General features: G+C 41.2%; 19 protein-coding genes. 7 read left to right on the top strand and 12 right to left on the bottom strand.

The features are described from left to right. Positions 1-25 precede the first annotated feature (25 nt). From liaF to MKY51_RS05475, 4 genes are read left to right on the top strand one after another with little or no spacing between them, the layout of a single operon-like run. A complete protein-coding gene (gene liaF, locus MKY51_RS05490) occupies positions 26-700 on the top strand; it encodes a cell wall-active antibiotics response protein LiaF (protein WP_339175762.1) in 675 nt (224 codons plus the stop codon). Then, positions 697-1,722: a sensor histidine kinase gene (locus MKY51_RS05485; protein ID WP_339175760.1), complete on the top strand. Its 1,026-nt coding sequence runs from the start codon at positions 697-699 to the stop codon at positions 1,720-1,722. Before liaF ends, MKY51_RS05485 begins: the two co-directional genes overlap by 4 nt. Then, a complete protein-coding gene (locus tag MKY51_RS05480; RefSeq protein ID WP_339175759.1) occupies positions 1,715-2,344 on the top strand; it encodes a response regulator transcription factor in 630 nt (209 codons plus the stop codon). The genes MKY51_RS05485 and MKY51_RS05480 overlap by 8 nt, the downstream gene beginning before the upstream one ends. A 17-nt stretch (positions 2,345-2,361) precedes the next feature. After that, entirely contained in the window at positions 2,362-2,679 is a 318-nt protein-coding gene (locus MKY51_RS05475; RefSeq protein WP_339175758.1) for an acyl-CoA dehydrogenase, read from the top strand. Positions 2,680-3,479: 800 nt separating this feature from the next. Here MKY51_RS05475 and MKY51_RS05470 read toward each other — a convergent pair. The 3 genes from MKY51_RS05470 to MKY51_RS05460 form a co-directional block, all read right to left on the bottom strand. Beyond that, complete coding sequence (locus MKY51_RS05470) at positions 3,480-3,911, bottom strand: iron ABC transporter substrate-binding protein (protein ID WP_339175756.1); 432 nt, start codon at positions 3,909-3,911, stop codon at positions 3,480-3,482. Between the two features lie 28 nt (positions 3,912-3,939). After that, positions 3,940-4,641, bottom strand: coding sequence for an O-linked GlcNAc transferase (locus MKY51_RS05465; RefSeq protein WP_339175755.1), 702 nt, complete (start codon positions 4,639-4,641; stop codon positions 3,940-3,942). A gap of 97 nt (positions 4,642-4,738) precedes the next feature. Further along, positions 4,739-5,071: a heme oxygenase gene (locus MKY51_RS05460; RefSeq protein ID WP_339175753.1), complete on the bottom strand. Its 333-nt coding sequence runs from the start codon at positions 5,069-5,071 to the stop codon at positions 4,739-4,741. Positions 5,072-5,191: 120 nt separating this feature from the next. Here MKY51_RS05460 and MKY51_RS05455 point away from each other — a divergent pair, with 120 nt between their 5' ends. The 3 genes from MKY51_RS05455 to MKY51_RS05445 all read left to right on the top strand — a co-directional run bounded on the left by MKY51_RS05455 (position 5,192) and on the right by MKY51_RS05445 (position 8,859). Continuing rightward, on the top strand, positions 5,192-6,634 hold the full coding sequence (locus MKY51_RS05455) for a bifunctional UDP-sugar hydrolase/5'-nucleotidase (protein WP_339175752.1): 1,443 nt from the start codon (positions 5,192-5,194) through the stop codon (positions 6,632-6,634). 137 nt (positions 6,635-6,771) lie between these two features. Continuing rightward, on the top strand, positions 6,772-7,302 hold the full coding sequence (locus tag MKY51_RS05450; protein ID WP_339175750.1) for a hypothetical protein: 531 nt from the start codon (positions 6,772-6,774) through the stop codon (positions 7,300-7,302). Positions 7,303-7,320: 18 nt separating this feature from the next. Further along, positions 7,321-8,859 (top strand): flotillin family protein, encoded by a 1,539-nt coding sequence (locus tag MKY51_RS05445; protein ID WP_339175748.1) that lies wholly within the window; start codon positions 7,321-7,323, stop codon positions 8,857-8,859. Between the two features lie 57 nt (positions 8,860-8,916). On the opposite strand, the gene MKY51_RS05440 is transcribed toward MKY51_RS05445, so the two are convergent. The 9 genes from MKY51_RS05440 to MKY51_RS05400 form a co-directional block, all read right to left on the bottom strand. Further along, on the bottom strand, positions 8,917-9,987 hold the full coding sequence (locus MKY51_RS05440; RefSeq protein WP_339175747.1) for a branched-chain amino acid aminotransferase: 1,071 nt from the start codon (positions 9,985-9,987) through the stop codon (positions 8,917-8,919). A gap of 141 nt (positions 9,988-10,128) precedes the next feature. Beyond that, positions 10,129-10,803, bottom strand: a complete 675-nt coding sequence (locus MKY51_RS05435; protein WP_339175745.1) for a hypothetical protein — start codon at positions 10,801-10,803, stop codon at positions 10,129-10,131. Next, the gene (locus MKY51_RS05430; RefSeq protein ID WP_339175743.1) at positions 10,800-11,294 is read right to left on the bottom strand and encodes an ECF transporter S component; all 495 of its coding nucleotides are present in this window, start codon (positions 11,292-11,294) and stop codon (positions 10,800-10,802) included. Before MKY51_RS05430 ends, MKY51_RS05435 begins: the two co-directional genes overlap by 4 nt. Continuing rightward, positions 11,281-11,709, bottom strand: a complete 429-nt coding sequence (locus MKY51_RS05425; RefSeq protein ID WP_339175741.1) for a bifunctional adenosylcobinamide kinase/adenosylcobinamide-phosphate guanylyltransferase — start codon at positions 11,707-11,709, stop codon at positions 11,281-11,283. Before MKY51_RS05425 ends, MKY51_RS05430 begins: the two co-directional genes overlap by 14 nt. Next, entirely contained in the window at positions 11,652-12,257 is a 606-nt protein-coding gene (locus MKY51_RS05420; protein ID WP_339175740.1) for a histidine phosphatase family protein, read from the bottom strand. The genes MKY51_RS05425 and MKY51_RS05420 overlap by 58 nt, the downstream gene beginning before the upstream one ends. Then, entirely contained in the window at positions 12,230-13,003 is a 774-nt protein-coding gene (cobS, locus tag MKY51_RS05415; RefSeq protein ID WP_339175739.1) for an adenosylcobinamide-GDP ribazoletransferase, read from the bottom strand. Before cobS ends, MKY51_RS05420 begins: the two co-directional genes overlap by 28 nt. Before the next feature lie 12 nt (positions 13,004-13,015). After that, entirely contained in the window at positions 13,016-13,558 is a 543-nt protein-coding gene (locus MKY51_RS05410; protein WP_339175737.1) for a bifunctional adenosylcobinamide kinase/adenosylcobinamide-phosphate guanylyltransferase, read from the bottom strand. Positions 13,559-13,628: 70 nt separating this feature from the next. Continuing rightward, positions 13,629-14,570, bottom strand: coding sequence for an ABC transporter substrate-binding protein (locus MKY51_RS05405; protein ID WP_339175735.1), 942 nt, complete (start codon positions 14,568-14,570; stop codon positions 13,629-13,631). After that, positions 14,560-15,117 carry a hypothetical protein gene (locus tag MKY51_RS05400; RefSeq protein ID WP_339175734.1) on the bottom strand — a complete coding sequence of 186 codons (558 nt, stop codon included), beginning with the start codon at positions 15,115-15,117 and terminating at the stop codon, positions 14,560-14,562. Before MKY51_RS05400 ends, MKY51_RS05405 begins: the two co-directional genes overlap by 11 nt. Positions 15,118-15,215 lie beyond the last annotated feature (98 nt).

Below are 15,215 nucleotides of genomic sequence, written 5' to 3'. Positions count from 1 at the left end.
CACGTTATAGGGGGAGGCAGGCACTATGCCGAAAATTACATCAGATCAGCTTGCGATTATCGCGATTAGTATGGCACTTGTCGTATTGATTGAATTGACTCTTTTCAATAATGGCACTGTGTTTTTACTGATTTTAGGTGCACTGTTTCTATTTTTCAGCTTTAAAAAGAAGAAACGGTACTTATTATGGACGGGACTCATTCTATTTTTCTTTGCTATTATTAATATTTGGACACTGCGCCTTTTAATCATCGGTGTACTTGTCTTTCTTTTATACCAATACTTAACGAAAAAAGAGCAAGTGATGGAAATCAAAAGCCACTTTGCCAATACATCAAATCAAAATCAATTAATCGGCACAACGGGTGCTCCGACAGAAAGCTATCATTGGAAAGACGTTCATATTCAGCGTTTTATCGGCGATATTACAATCGATACGACCGAAACGATTTTACCAAACGGAAAATCGATTATTGTCATCCATCAATCTCTTGGAAAGGTACGGGTTATCGTACCTTATGAAGTGACGATTCAGCTGCATTACTCCACTTTATATGGTGAAGCAACATATTTGGACTATGCGCCAAAGCAATGTATTAATGAACAGCTCCGTTTTGAGGATGGGGAAATGGATGCAAAACGTGTCCTAGTTATTTATGTGACATCTTGGATTGGCGATGTGGAGGTGCAGCGCGGATGATTGCCTTTATTTTACGCTTTTTTATACTGATGATGGTTTTTGCAACTTTTGCCATGAATATTTTCATTTTCCTGCTTGGCCAACCGCAAGAAGAAACTTGGCGTTTTTTATGGGAAAACGATGATTACTCATTACCGATTGTCGCCGTGATCGCCATTATCGCAACAACGACGAGCTTTTTTATTTCGTTATGGATTTCAATCGCATTAAAAATGAAAGAAAATCAGATGACCCGCATTGTGAAAAAAGTGGCGGAGCCTGATTTCGCACAAAAATTCAAAAAAGCGAATGGCTCATTAAAAAAAGCATTACGTGAGACGAACGAATTAATCGAAACACAGCGGACCTCTTTACAGCGGCTTTCCAATGAAAAAGTGGAAACGAACGACGCCATTGTTCAGGAGCGGCTTCTTGCAGAACGTCAGCGGCTTGCACGTGAACTGCATGATTCTGTATCCCAACAGCTATTTGCGGCATCGATGCTGCTCTCCGCGCTTACAGAACAGCGTCAGGATGAATTTGCACAAAAGCAGCTCGGGCAGGTGGAAAAAATCGTCCAGCAGGCACAGCTCGAAATGCGCGCATTGCTTCTTCATCTGCGACCGGTTGCCCTGCACAATAAAAGCTTGGCGGAAGGTTTAGAAGACCTGATTGTAGAATTACAGGAAAAAGTGTATTTCAATATCGACTACCAAATCGAAGAAATCGCTTTATCGAAAGCAGAGGAAGATCATTTATTCCGAATCGCTCAAGAAGCTTTGTCGAATACGTTACGTCACGCGAAAGCAACAGAAGTCGAACTGTTATTGATCGCGCGCGACCAACTGGCGATTTTGCGCATTCAGGATAATGGTCTCGGCTTTAATTTGGATGGGGATAAAACAACTTCTTACGGGCTGCGCAATATTGCCGAACGCGCTGTCGAAATTGGCTGCACGTATAAAATTGTCTCTGTACCGGATGAAGGAACAATTGTCGAAGTGAAAGTTCCGCTCAAAAAGGAGGAACAAATCAATGATTAAAGTTGTCATAGTAGATGATCACGAGATGGTTCGAATCGGGGTTTCCGCCTATTTATCGGCACAACCCGATATCGAAGTCATCGGTGAGGCGACGAACGGCGAGGAAGCGATTGAAACAGTGCTCTCGCTAAAACCGGATATTGTGCTGATGGATAATGTGATGCCGATCAAAACGGGTGCTGAAGCGACTGCCGAAATATTGGCACAGTGGCCGCAAGCTAAAGTAATGATTGTCACGAGCTTTATCGATGACGATAAATTATACCCGGCCCTTGAAGCAGGTGCTGTCAGCTATATTCTAAAAACAAGCAACGCCAAACAGATCGCCGATGCGATCCGGAAAACGATGGCCGGGGAAACCGTTCTTGAACCGGAAGCAACGACGCGGGTAATGGCACGTATGCGCGGTACAGCCCCTGCCCTGCATAACCATTTAACAGACCGGGAAATGGAAGTACTGTTGTGTATGGCGCGCGGCCTTGCCAACCAGGAAATTGCGGAAGAACTGTTTATCGCATTGAAAACCGTGAAAACCCATGTCAGCAATATTTTAAGTAAACTCGAAGTGCAGGACCGCACACAGGCTGTCGTCTATGCATTTCAAAATGGCTTAGTAAAGTAAGGTAAGGAGAATTTTTCATGACATTTACGTACGAAAACTTTGCAAAAGACGGGACACTTACATTACTGGACCCCCTCTTCACGCTGTTACTGATTTTCTCAGCTTTGTTCATCATTGTACTGCTGCGCTTTGCGATCAATCCGAAAATCATGCTGTTTATTGGTGCGCTCATTATTTTATTAAGTGCACAATTGCAGTCGATTGGTGGGATTTTGGCGGATGAGCTGAATTTAGTGAGTTCATCGAAGAACTTTTACATTTTTATTGTGATCGCTGTGATTTGGGTCGCGATGATCGTGTTTGTGTTTGTGAAAGATAGAAAAAAGAAGAAGTGATGATTGGACTGGGGTTGTCCTGAAGTTATGTCTATAACTTTGGGGCAGCTTTTTTTGGGGGTTGGGGTGTTGGATTTATTAGAACTTTTTTTGGGTTTATTAGAAGATTTGTGTGGCTTATTAGAACTTTTTACAGGGATATTAGAAGTTCAGTCGGTTTAGGGCGAAGAACGGTCTAAATACGTTTCCACGGAGGCTATGGTGTGCACCGGGGTATTTATATTAGAACTTTTTCGATTTTATTAGACAATCTGAATGACATATTAGAACTTCTGACCGCGTTATTCGAAGATCGAAGCTACTTATTAGAAGATTCGGGAGATATATTAGAAGTTCCGTTATATATTAGAACTTTTCAGATTTTATTAGAACTTCCAGCATGGATATTAGAACTTTCAGCGCTTTTTTGGGCTTCGGTATGCTAATGGGTGCACATCTCCACATATTAGAAGATTTGTTTTGGCTTTTTAGAACTATATTAGAAGTTCAGCCGGTTTATGGCGAAGAAATGGTCTTTATACGGTTCCACAGAGGCTATGGTGTGCACCGGGGTAGTTATATTAGAACTTTTTCCTGTTTATTAGACAATCTAAATGACATATTAGAACATCTAACCGCGATATTCGAAAATCGGAGACACTTATTAGACAATCCACAACTTATATTAGAAGATCCATAACATATTAGAACTTTTCAGATTTTATTAGAACTTCCAGCATGAATATTAGAACATTTCCGTCCCACACAAAAAAGCCCACGTACCGCTTTCTTCCTCAAAGCGTTCGTGAGCCCTTCCCCTATTATTTCAAATCATTCAAAATCGTAAACAGCGGTTTTTTAACATCGAGCAATTGCTGATGTGCCCCACTCTGCTGTTCCGCACTTTCCGCCTCATAAAATGCAGCTAATGCCTCATCGATTTGTTGATAGGAATCAAACAGGTTTGCATCATCCACTTTTTTATTGCCGAAAATATCGATGAACATGCTCAGCTGATATTGAAAGTTTTTCTCGTACATTGTCAGCACATGCTTATTGTCATCAATCTCCACTTCATCGTTCAATATATACGTTTGGAAATCCACCAAATCCGTATACGCTTTTTCCAGCTCTACCGCATATTGAGCCTCTTTTTCATTGCCTTTATTCCAATCAAGAATCTGAATAAAAATAAGTAAAAATAGAATGATCGTTAAGTATATCGAAATACCTTTCCAAGATAAAAACTTCATGCTTGTTCCCCCATCTGCCGGTGCTTCGTTAATTGAAAAGATATTCTTTCAAGTTTTCCAATGTTGAATCAATGCCTGAACGCAGTGATACTTGATCTTCGCGACAATTCTCGATTGCTTTTTCTATTGCAATTAGAGCGTTTTCCAAAAACGGTTCGGCATTCAAATCTTTGTATAACTGTGTTAAAACGAGCGCCTTATTCCAGTACCATCTTGCGTTTTTCGGATCCATATCGATTGCCCGCTCAATATAAACCATCACATCAAACGGCGACCAGTTAAAGCGGTTCATCGTCTGCCCTGCAATCCCGTAATACAAAGCCTTATTTGGCTGATGCTTCACCGCTTCCATAAAGCAATGAACACTTTCATCATAATGGTGCGCCATTAAAAAAAGATGTCCCTGTACATAAAACGACTCTGCTTTCCGTTCAGCCTCCGCTGTCCGAGCATCCTGTTCCAGCTGTTTCACTTTTTCCGAGAACTGCTGTTCATCCTTAATCGCACGCAGCTGTTCAACTTCTTCATTTTCCGGGTAGCTTTCATTCGCACGTTCGACACTTTGCGGAATCTGTGCAGTCGGCTTCGGGAACTTTTCATACTCGTATTTTTCAAAGATATTTAAAAATTGCGTTGCCTGATTATTTTCACCGCCCTGTAATTGGCGTTTCGCTTCTTCATAGCATTTCAAAAACTGTCCGTCATAAAAAAACTGCACCATGTTCGACATTAAAAACACCTTTCTGTTTTTCATTCACAATTTAATAACTTCTATGTATGTATAGCATAAAGGTGCCCTAACGGAAACATTAGGACACCTCTTAACACTATTTTGAGATTGTGCCTGCTACTTCGGCAATCACGATTTCTGAACCTAGCATTGGTGATTCGCCTTGGTGGTGGCCGCCGCCTTCACCTTCTGATGGACGTTTATGTGATTGTTTAAATGCATCACTTTCACGCCATACAGAAAAGTTTTCTTTTGAATCCCAGTACATCACAACGCTCATTTCATCATATTCTTCAAATTGCGTTGAAACTAATACTTCTACTTTTTGAAAACCTTCGAATTCTTGTAATGGACCTGGTTGTACAAATTGTGGTGCCATTTTTTCAGCAAACCCTTTTTTTACTTTAATACGGTTTGTTACTGTAATCAAAATTACCAACTCCTATAAATTAGCGTAATTGCTTCTATATTTATTTAATCACTTTCGGAACTGTTGCGCAATAATTCACGCTATAATAAGGAAAATGAAATATTAAAGGAAGTTTTCTCAATGAAATTTACTATTATTGCGACGAGCGATATCCACGGTCATACCGAACGCTTTTCACAGCTTGCGCAAATGATTTCTGCCAGACAGCCAGAACTGTTAATCGATAATGGCGATTTTTTGCATGGCAGTCATTTAAGTTATTATTACGATTATATTATTCAAGAACAGCACCCGCAAATTGAGCTTGCGAACACCCTTGGCTATGATGTTGCCGTTTTCGGGAACCATGAATTCAACTATTCTCCCGAGAAAATCCAATCGATCCGCAACGCCACTAATTTCCCGTGGATCGCCGCCAATATTGCAGGGTTTGCCGAACCATATTTTATTAAAGAAATAAATGGGCTGCGCATTGCTGTCATTGGGGTCGTGACGCATTTCACAAAAAACTGGGATGAATGTGATTCGACAAAGCATCTGCATTTCGAGAATGCTTTTGAAAGTGCAAAAAACACTGTAAAGCATGTTCGCGAAGTTGAACAGGTACGGCTTGTCATTTTAAGCTATCACGGCGGTTTTGAACGGGATCTTCATAACGGTCACCTAATCGATCTGGAACAAGGCGAAAATGAAGGTTATCGTATGCTTCACGAAATAGAAGGAATTGATCTCTTCATTACCGGCCATCAGCATTTGGAAATTGCCACAGTACAAAATGGTGTCGCAATAGTACAACCGGGAGCAAATGCACATTGCTTCGCGCAAATCGATGTCACTGTGGAAAACGGTTCATTTTCTTTTGATCCTTCTATCGTTCAAGTCGATTCAACATTAACAATGCAGTCTTTTCCCGATTTTGATGCGTGGAAAAAACAACAAATCGGAACAGCTGGTGAAGCATTGACTTATTCCGACTTTTATACGCCCCGCATGAAAATGACCACTTATACACAGTTGCTTCACGATATGCAGCTCCATTACACGGGCGCTCAAATTTCGGTCATCGAATTGCCGTACCATGCAAAAGGCGGCTTTCCGGAAAAAATAACCCGTGAAGATGTTTTACATAACCTCCCCCGGTCTACCCGGCTGCTTGTCATTCGAATGACCGGTGCTGAAATCCGCCAGGCGATTGAACAAAGTGCCGCTGTCTTTGCGCTCAACGACCAGGGAGAAATCGATTTTAGCATGGCTGTGTACTATCCGGAGCCTCAGCCGTATATTTATGATCTGTGGGGTGGCATTGATTACATAATTGACTTATGTCAACAAACAGGTCAACGCGTCACGAAGCTAACTTTTGAAGGAAATCCGATTCAGGATAATGAAATTTTTGAAGTAGCGGTCAATAGCTACCGTGCAACAGGTGCGCATAACATGCAGATGTTTAAAAAACCGCCTGTTCGTAAAACCGATCAATTCATTCCCGATTTAATGATGGAGTACATCGAACAGAACAGTCCGCTGACGGTTTACATCAAGAACGATTTCCAAATGAAATAAACCACCCTTACCCCAAAATGTATGTCAATCACTTGAATTGGCATACATTTTATATTTTTCGGAAAATAATAATTTTTTTTGAAACTTTTTTCCATTTCATCCGTAAATTTATTAAATAGCAATAAGGAGGTGGCAACTTGTTTGGTTATTCCATTGAAACCATTTATTTAATCATCTTAATCGTTATTGGGTGTTGCACTGTTCTTTACTTATTTTTTGCAGATGTTGCGGATGTGTCCATCGATGGAACACCATTTTTTGATCCGGCCGTTATCCTTTCGTTTATAACGTTCACATCGGCTGCGGGCTATTTGCTGGAACAGTTTACCGGCTTAACGAGTATCATCATATTCATCATCGCCCTTATAATTGCGAGTTTATTGACAGCACTTATATATTTTTTCCTGCTCGTTCCATTACGTTCAGCAGAGGTGTCCCTTGCCTATACTGAAGAATCGCTTGAAGGTCAGGTCGGAAAAGTGATTGTGCCCGTTCCTCTTGATGGTTTTGGGGAAATAGTGATTGAAACGGCAAACGGTATTATTTCAAAGCGTGCAGCAAGTTTTCATCAAGTAGAGATTCCGTATGACACGCAAGTTTTAATAATTGAGATGCAGAGTGGTACAGCAATGGTCGCGATTTATGAGAAAGAAGAAATTCAATTTTAGAAACAGGGAGGAAATTTTATGTCAGGTTTGGCAGGGATATCAGGAATTTTACTAACAGTGGGGGTAGTTGTATTTCTAATTGTCGCTCTTGTAGCCGTCTATATTATGAAATATCGCACAGCTGGTCCGGATGAAGCATTAATCGTAACAGGGAGCTATTTAGGAAGCAAAAATGTACATACCGATGATTCAGGAAACCGCATCAAGATTATTCGCGGTGGTGGTACATTTGTATTCCCGGTTTTCCAACAGGCAAAACCACTTAGTCTACTTTCAAGTAAACTCGAAGTAACAACTCCGGAAGTTTATACAGAGCAAGGTGTTCCGGTTATGGCGGATGGTACAGCAATCATCAAAATCGGTGGTTCAATTTCGGAAATTGCCACTGCTGCCGAGCAATTTTTAGGAAAAGATAAACAGGAACGCGAAAGTGAAGCGCGTGAAGTACTTGAAGGTCACTTACGTTCGATTTTAGGATCGATGACTGTTGAAGAGATTTACAAAAACCGTGATAAGTTCTCGCAGGAAGTACAGCGTGTCGCATCACAAGATTTAGCGAAAATGGGCTTGGTCATTGTATCATTTACAATTAAAGATGTTCGTGATAAAAACGGCTATTTGGATTCTCTAGGTAAGCCGCGAATCGCACAAGTGAAACGTGATGCCGATATCGCAACTGCTGAAGCAGATAAAGAAACACGTATTAAACGTGCACAGGCGGCTCAGGAAGCGCAACAGGCTGAATTAGAGCGTGCTACTGAAATTGCGGAAGCCGAGAAAAATAATCAGTTAAAAGTGGCTGAATACCGCCGCGAGCAGGATATCGCAAAAGCTCGTGCCGACCAGGCATACGAACTGGAATCTGCACGTGCGAAACAGGAAGTAACCGAACAGGAAATGCAAGTACGAATCATTGAACGTCAAAAGCAAATTGAATTAGAAGAAAAAGAAATTCTACGTCGTGAGAAGCAATATGATTCGGAAGTTAAGAAAAAAGCAGATGCGGATCGTTATGCGATCGAACAAAACGCAGAAGCGCAAAAACGTAAAGAGCTTGCACAAGCAGATGCGGAGAAATACCGGATTGAAGCACAGGCACAAGCTGAAGCGGAACGTATTCGTTTAGATGGTCTGGCGAAAGCCGATGCAGAGCGTGCACAAGGTACGGCAGAGGCAGAAATTATCCGTCTGCGCGGTCTTGCGGAAGCTGAAGCGAAAGAGAAAATTGCAGAAGCGTTTGAACAATACGGTCAGGCAGCTGTCCTTGATATGATTGTGAAAATGTTACCGGAATACGCAAAACAAGTTGCGAGCCCACTTTCTAATATCGATAAGATTACAGTTGTTGATACAGGTGGCGGTGCAAACGGCGGTGCTGGTAAAGTGACGGGTTATGCGACTGATTTAATGGCCGGCTTACAGGAAACATTAAAAGCCTCTTCCGGTATTGATGTTAAAGAACTAATTGAAACATATGTCGGAAAAAATGCATTTGAAAAATCGGCAATAATTCCTCGGGAAGACTTTTCACGAGTTGAAGAAGTACTTGAAAAATAATTAATACAATAAAAAATACAGCCTCTTCCATAACGGAAGGTGCTGTATTTTCTTTTATTAAATTTTAACCGTCCAACCAAACGGATCTTCAACTTTACCGTACTGGATGCCTGTTAACGTATCGTATAGCATTTGTGTGACTTCACCGATTTGGCCGTTGTTGACAGTTATGATATCATCCAGCCACTTCAGCTCCCCTACCGGTGAAATGACAGCTGCAGTACCTGTACCAAATGCTTCTTCCAAAGTACCGTTTTTAGCCGCTTCTACAATTTCCTCAAAAGCAATTGCACGCTCTTCAATCGGAATGTTTTTTGATTTTAATACTTGAATCATTGAATCGCGAGTAATCCCAGGTAGAATACTGCCGTTTAATGCCGGAGTAATTACTTTTCCTGAAATTTTAAAGAAGATGTTCATACTGCCTACTTCTTCTACGTATTTATTTTCTTTCCCGTCCAGCCATAATGTTTGAGAATAGCCTTGTTGTGCAGCAATTTCCGAGCCTTTTAAGCTCGATGCATAGTTGCCGGCTGTTTTTGCTTCACCAGTACCGCCAACTACGGCACGTACGTAGTGCTGTTCTACTAAAATTTTAACCGGGTTAATGCCTTCTTTATAATAAGAGCCAACTGGTGACATGATAATCATAAATTTATAGCTATTCGCAGGATTTACACCTAAATAGCTTTCTGTCGCAATAATGAATGGTCGAATATATAAAGATGTACCTGGAGCTGTCGGAACCCACTCACGATCTACTCGAAGTAATTCTTTTAAAGCTTCTAATGCAAAGTCCTCATCAATCGGTGGAATGCAAAGACGTGCATTGGAAGTATTTAATCGTTGGAAGTTACGGTCCGGACGGAATAACTGGACTTCCCCATCTTCTGTCATATATGCTTTCAGACCTTCAAATACTGCTTGTCCATAGTGGAATACCATCGCAGCAGGGCTTAATGTAATCGGAGCATATGGTGTAATTGTCGCATTATGCCATCCTTTTCCATCTTCATAATCCATAACAAACATATGGTCAGTAAAAATTTTACCAAAACCAAGCTGTTCTGCAGGTGTCTTCTGTTTTCTATTTGTTGATAACTCAGTTGTAATTTGGTATGTTGTCATAATTTCATGCTCCTTAACTAATTTAAGTTGATACACTTTATCATACCATGTTATTTTTAGAAAATTTAGTATTTTTTAATTTTAGACAAAAAATATTTTTTTCTAGCAGTTCCATTAGTTTTCGAGCAAATTTCTACGCAATCATTTTCTCGTTTTCAGAAGTTTTCTTACAGGTGCTGTCATTTTTGCTTTGAACTGTTCTGCTTGCTCTTTTTTCACAGCAATCAGCACTGCACATGACGGGCCTGCCGAACTTGTTAAATCAACATCTGCTGTATAATTTTCACCGGCAAAACGGATTATTTCGGCCCCGATTCCTTTAGAACCAGTTGGCCATATTGCTTGAATCCAACCGCTATTCAGTCCTTCGTACAACTCATTCAACTGAGCGATTTTCTTTCGGTTTTCCATCACATCATTTCCGACAAGCGGTTCACCGACAACATAAAACTCGCAATTGTTTGTATTTCGTTCAAATTTCTTTTTTCCTAACATCGTGAGGGAAACCGCTGATTGTAGCGACTGGAAATTCGTTTCACTCGAACCCATTAACGGCGGCATCTCCAGCCCCATTTCGGAAAATGCCTTTTTAAACCCCAGCTCATATTCTGGCCAAACATCATCGCCCGAAAAGTTGGCCATTACTAACTGAACAGGGATGGCACCCGCGCAAAGCTGCTCCAAAATAGCTGTACGTGCTGTAAAATAAGCGGTAATTTCATTTGGCACCTGGACAATGTCTTGCTCTTTTGTACCGATACAACCCGAATTATCAATTGATACGACTAACCCGTTAACTTCTATCGCATTTCTCATACATTAACCCCTACTCGCTGCACGACCGTCTTCAATACAGGCATGACAAGTATTGCGATAAGACAGTTCACAGCTGTCGCAATTGTTAAAGAGGCAATTGAGCCGATGTAAAATGCCGGAGAAATAATGAAATAAAACGGAATCGGTGCAATGATACCATTTGCGATGATTACAAAGATCCATTTTAATAGATGAAGGCCTTTTCGATGCATCTTCGCAAATACCGCAACGATCATAAACATTTCCGCTGCGATTAACAGATGTAAAATGCCGAGTGGAAAACCGGATGTAAGACCTGTCGCGATATGACCGAGTGCCCCTGCCGCGCCTGCAAAAACAGGCGGTAGGAAGATTGCGCTAATAAGAGCGGGTGCAGAATCGAATGCAGCTGTTCCTACTATCCCTACCGGTACTTTAATAAAACTCCCAATCACACAAATTGCCGCAATTAATGCTGTTAAAATGATTAAACGTAATTTAGTCTTGTCCATGAGAATCTCCTTTTAAAATTTGTGGGATGCCGTACCATACACGAATAACTGTCTGTGCTTCATTACAAAGCAACTGGTATAGCCGGCCGCATGTATCTCTTAATTGCCGCGCTTCTTTTTCCAGTGGTACTACACCGCGGCTTGTATCCGTACAAACACAAAACAGTTCTGCCCTTCCCGCAATTTGCATCATCTGTTCGAAAATCTGCTGGGCAGCCTTTTCTTCCGGTTCATCGAGATACGGTAAAATGATCTGTTCAAAATTACTGATTATGTAGCGCTCGTTCTCATTTATATTTTCCATATTTGGCAAATACCCTTCACAAACAATCAGCTCTTTTCCAGGTAACTGTTCGATCAGTTTTTCTGTATATTTTCGTTTACCGTTATGTGCGCCTCCGAGTATAACGTACATCTCGCACCTCCTATGAGTTCATCGATCGTTTCCCAGCCAAGTGTATAGATTGTTCTATGATTGGCGATTGTTTGCTGGAAGGATTGCTCCTTCGCCCCATAAATGGCAAGTAATAATCGAATTACGCCTCCATGTACAATGAACGTATATTCTTTCTTTTCCTTTACGATGCTGTGAAAACCGTCCAGTACACGCTGCTTGAAGCGGTCAAACGTTTCTCCGTTCGGAATCGGGTTTTCAAGCGGGTCGTCAATCCAGGCCCGGTATGTTTCATTATGCTGTAATTGTTCATATGTACACATTTCAAAATCCCCAAAATTCAGCTCACGCAATTCCTTTGATGCGATAAATTCAGCATCCGGAAAATAACATTGTGCAGTGTCACGGCATCTCCGCAAATCGCTCCCGTAAACGATGCTAGGGTGTAGATCAATCTCAGCCTCCACTTTGTGTAATATCGGCTCATCTTTCCAGCCAATATATTTGCGATCCAAATTCGCTTTCGTCTTTTCGTGCCTGATTAAATGCACAGTAATATCGTTAGCCATAGAACAACCTCCAAACCTTCACCGAGTGCTCCAAGTAAATCACCTGTCACACCGCCAAAATGTTTTTTTGACCACTTGCGATAAATTACAACAGCCATCAGCATCACTACGATTAAAATAAACAGACTGAAAATGCCAATGTAAAACCAGCATGCAAATGCCAAGAGAGTTTGAACACCGATTAAAACAGCGAGTTTCTTTTGAATGACGATTCCTTTAAAATATGCAGCGAGTCCTTTTTCCTTTGCAGGCTGCACTGTTAAAAAGTAGAATAGCATCCCCATCCTTGCTAAAAAGGGAATGAAGATGAGAAACGGCACAATGGCCAATTGCCCATGCAACAGCATTTCATAAATAACACCGATTTTTAATACGAGTAAGCAAAACACACTAATGACTCCAAAAGCGCCTGTCCGCGGATCATCCAGTATTTCCAGCCGTTTCTCCTTTTCTCCATAGGAAAAGAACGCATCGCTCATATCGATCCACCCGTCCAAATGCAGCCCACCCGTTAGGACTATCAATCCGATAACAATCAAAATCGCCAACAGCAGCTCCGAAATCTCACTATAGCGAGTTAGAATCAATACACCACTACTAATTATGGCACCGATCAGCAATCCGACAATCGGCAAAAATCCGTACATCCATGTAACAGACTTGGCATTCATATCCAGCTGTTTTTTTACCGGCACTGCCGAAAAAAACTGCCATGCCAATAAAAAACCGCTCCAGCTATTTTTCAACTTGCTTCCTCCTTACTTCCACCGCTGTACAAGCTGAAATTGTACTTCATACGCTTCATCACTATTTTGGACAATCCATTGATGAAGCTCTCCCAGCAATTTACGATATAAATTTACTTCCTCATATTGTGAAGGCAGTTCATCCAATATTTCATTTGATACAACTATTATTGTAGCACCTTGCTTCCGCCAAGTTAGCAATTGCTTTTGCAATGATCCGATACAATTATCGATATAATCGCTATTTTCATTTTTAAGTTCATATGTATACAGCACATTCGAAAGCCATGTTGTCACACATTCAAAAAGTACTACTGCATTGTTTGAGAGTTGCCCAATTGCTTCCGGAACCTTCACTAGTATTTCTACTGTAGTCCAGTCGATATTTTGATTTTCACGGTCCTGCTGATGGCGGATAATGCGTTTTTTCATTTCATCATCAAAAGATACACCTGTCGCCACATAGTAGAATGTCTTTTCCTCACCTAACTCCCTCGCATATTTCTCTGCAAAGGCACTTTTGCCGCTGCGTACACCACCGGTAATAAAAATCAATCGTCTCCCCCCTCATCCTTATATGTAAAAAGAACATGCCCAGACTAAGGCATGCCCTTCTATTTTATACTTATTTAAATAGTTCCGGGTATACTGATTGTGCCATAATTTCTACCGCTTCACCAATACGCGGTCCAGGACGGGACATAACATCTCCATCGACTAAATAAACTGCCTGATCTGTTACCGCCTGTATTTTATTCCAGCCTGTACGTCCAAGTATCTCATCAACTGCATTATCCATATACGTTGCTGGCGTAATAATGATTTCAGGATTTCGCGTAATAACATCTTCTTCCGCTACGCTGATCCAGCTCGACTGATCCGCAAAAATATTTTCCACATTGGCGTGGTCCATTATTTCCTGCTGGAATGTACTGTTGCCGGTAGTCCATAAATCCGGTGCTGGTGACACTTCATAATAGGCTTTTTTCTTTGTGCTAATTGCCGCTGTTTTTTCCTGTACTGTTTTGATTTGTGATTTAATGTCGGCTACAATTTCTTCTCCCTTATGTTCGACCCCCATTACTTCAGACAACTGGATAATGTCCGAATACACATCATCAAATGTCGCGGCCGAAGCGATTACAAATACTTTAAGACCCGCATCTTCCAATTGGGTAATTTGAGCTTCCTCTCCGATTGTATAAGCAACGACGACATCCGGATCTAATTCCAGAATACGTTCTGCGTTTATGACAGTAGAGGTCGACACACGTTCAATCTTTTGTGCTTCTTCCGGATATGTATCAAATTCTGTGGCACCGATAATTTGATCACCGACTCCCAGTTCAAATAAAATTTCTGTATTGCTTGGCTGAAGGGAAATAATCGTTTCCGGTACTTCATCGAAGGTCACTTCAACTCCCCGGTCATCTGTCACTGTATACGGAGTTGCTTCATTTTCGGATGCTGCTTGCTCCTCTTTTTTTGTTTTTTCCTCTTCAGACCCGCATGCTGCCAGTAATAATGTTGCCGCTAATGCAACGACCCATTTGTTATTAAATTTCATTTGTCGTAACTCCTTTTTTCTTTTTTGTTGGATAAGATTTTGAGATGAATGGTATTTCCTTTTGCTGATGCTGCTGATTCATATACACTGCCATGACAAAAAATACATTGGCAAGCAATCCAAGAAAATCAAACAGAATTTCATCCACGTCCCTTTCTTCGCTCACTTTATGTAATGCCCTGTAAGACTTTTTCGCCTCACTGCGGCAAATATGCAGTCTTGCGGCACTTTCGATTCCTTGTGGCAGTACAAACCGCTGAATCGACTCCCTGACTTCACCTGCATAATAATCGTATCGATCACTGAGCCATTGCAGATCCTCAGATGTAATGGCCAATTTGCCGCGGACCGAACCATTCGCATGATAGGCTAACGGTTGAATCATCCTTAAGTCCTTCAAAACGACATGTCCGGATGCATCATCGACTAATGTCGGAAATACTGTACCAATTCGTGTTGTTAAAGAATCGGTACGGATTTCATAATCGACACAGCTTGATTTTTCCCGCATAAACGGATAGCAGGAAAAACGAATATCCTTTTTCATAAAAATTCTCCTCACTTCAAGTAGTGCCTCACCGAAATTATCAAGGGTACGAAAAAAAGCCACCCAAGAAAATGGATGGCTTCAGAAATCAAAAAAGG

The sequence above is a fragment of the Solibacillus sp. FSL R5-0691 genome (assembly GCF_037974225.1).
Taxonomy (GTDB): domain Bacteria; phylum Bacillota; class Bacilli; order Bacillales_A; family Planococcaceae; genus Solibacillus.
This window is presented reverse-complemented; position numbering and strand designations above follow the sequence as displayed.

Coding starts and splice junctions, on each gene's coding strand:
- MKY51_RS05420 (WP_339175740.1), bottom strand. CDS start 12,257: ATGGCTAACGATATTACTGTGCATTTAATCAGGCACGAAAAGACGAAA.
- MKY51_RS05470 (WP_339175756.1), bottom strand. CDS start 3,911: ATGAAGTTTTTATCTTGGAAAGGTATTTCGATATACTTAACGATCATT.
- MKY51_RS05440 (WP_339175747.1), bottom strand. CDS start 9,987: ATGACAACATACCAAATTACAACTGAGTTATCAACAAATAGAAAACAG.
- liaF (WP_339175762.1), top strand. CDS start 26: ATGCCGAAAATTACATCAGATCAGCTTGCGATTATCGCGATTAGTATG.
- MKY51_RS05455 (WP_339175752.1), top strand. CDS start 5,192: ATGAAATTTACTATTATTGCGACGAGCGATATCCACGGTCATACCGAA.
- MKY51_RS05445 (WP_339175748.1), top strand. CDS start 7,321: ATGTCAGGTTTGGCAGGGATATCAGGAATTTTACTAACAGTGGGGGTA.
- MKY51_RS05485 (WP_339175760.1), top strand. CDS start 697: ATGATTGCCTTTATTTTACGCTTTTTTATACTGATGATGGTTTTTGCA.
- MKY51_RS05400 (WP_339175734.1), bottom strand. CDS start 15,117: ATGAAAAAGGATATTCGTTTTTCCTGCTATCCGTTTATGCGGGAAAAA.
- MKY51_RS05435 (WP_339175745.1), bottom strand. CDS start 10,803: ATGAGAAATGCGATAGAAGTTAACGGGTTAGTCGTATCAATTGATAAT.
- MKY51_RS05465 (WP_339175755.1), bottom strand. CDS start 4,641: ATGTCGAACATGGTGCAGTTTTTTTATGACGGACAGTTTTTGAAATGC.
- MKY51_RS05425 (WP_339175741.1), bottom strand. CDS start 11,709: ATGTACGTTATACTCGGAGGCGCACATAACGGTAAACGAAAATATACA.
- MKY51_RS05430 (WP_339175743.1), bottom strand. CDS start 11,294: ATGGACAAGACTAAATTACGTTTAATCATTTTAACAGCATTAATTGCG.
- MKY51_RS05405 (WP_339175735.1), bottom strand. CDS start 14,570: ATGAAATTTAATAACAAATGGGTCGTTGCATTAGCGGCAACATTATTA.
- MKY51_RS05480 (WP_339175759.1), top strand. CDS start 1,715: ATGATTAAAGTTGTCATAGTAGATGATCACGAGATGGTTCGAATCGGG.
- MKY51_RS05475 (WP_339175758.1), top strand. CDS start 2,362: ATGACATTTACGTACGAAAACTTTGCAAAAGACGGGACACTTACATTA.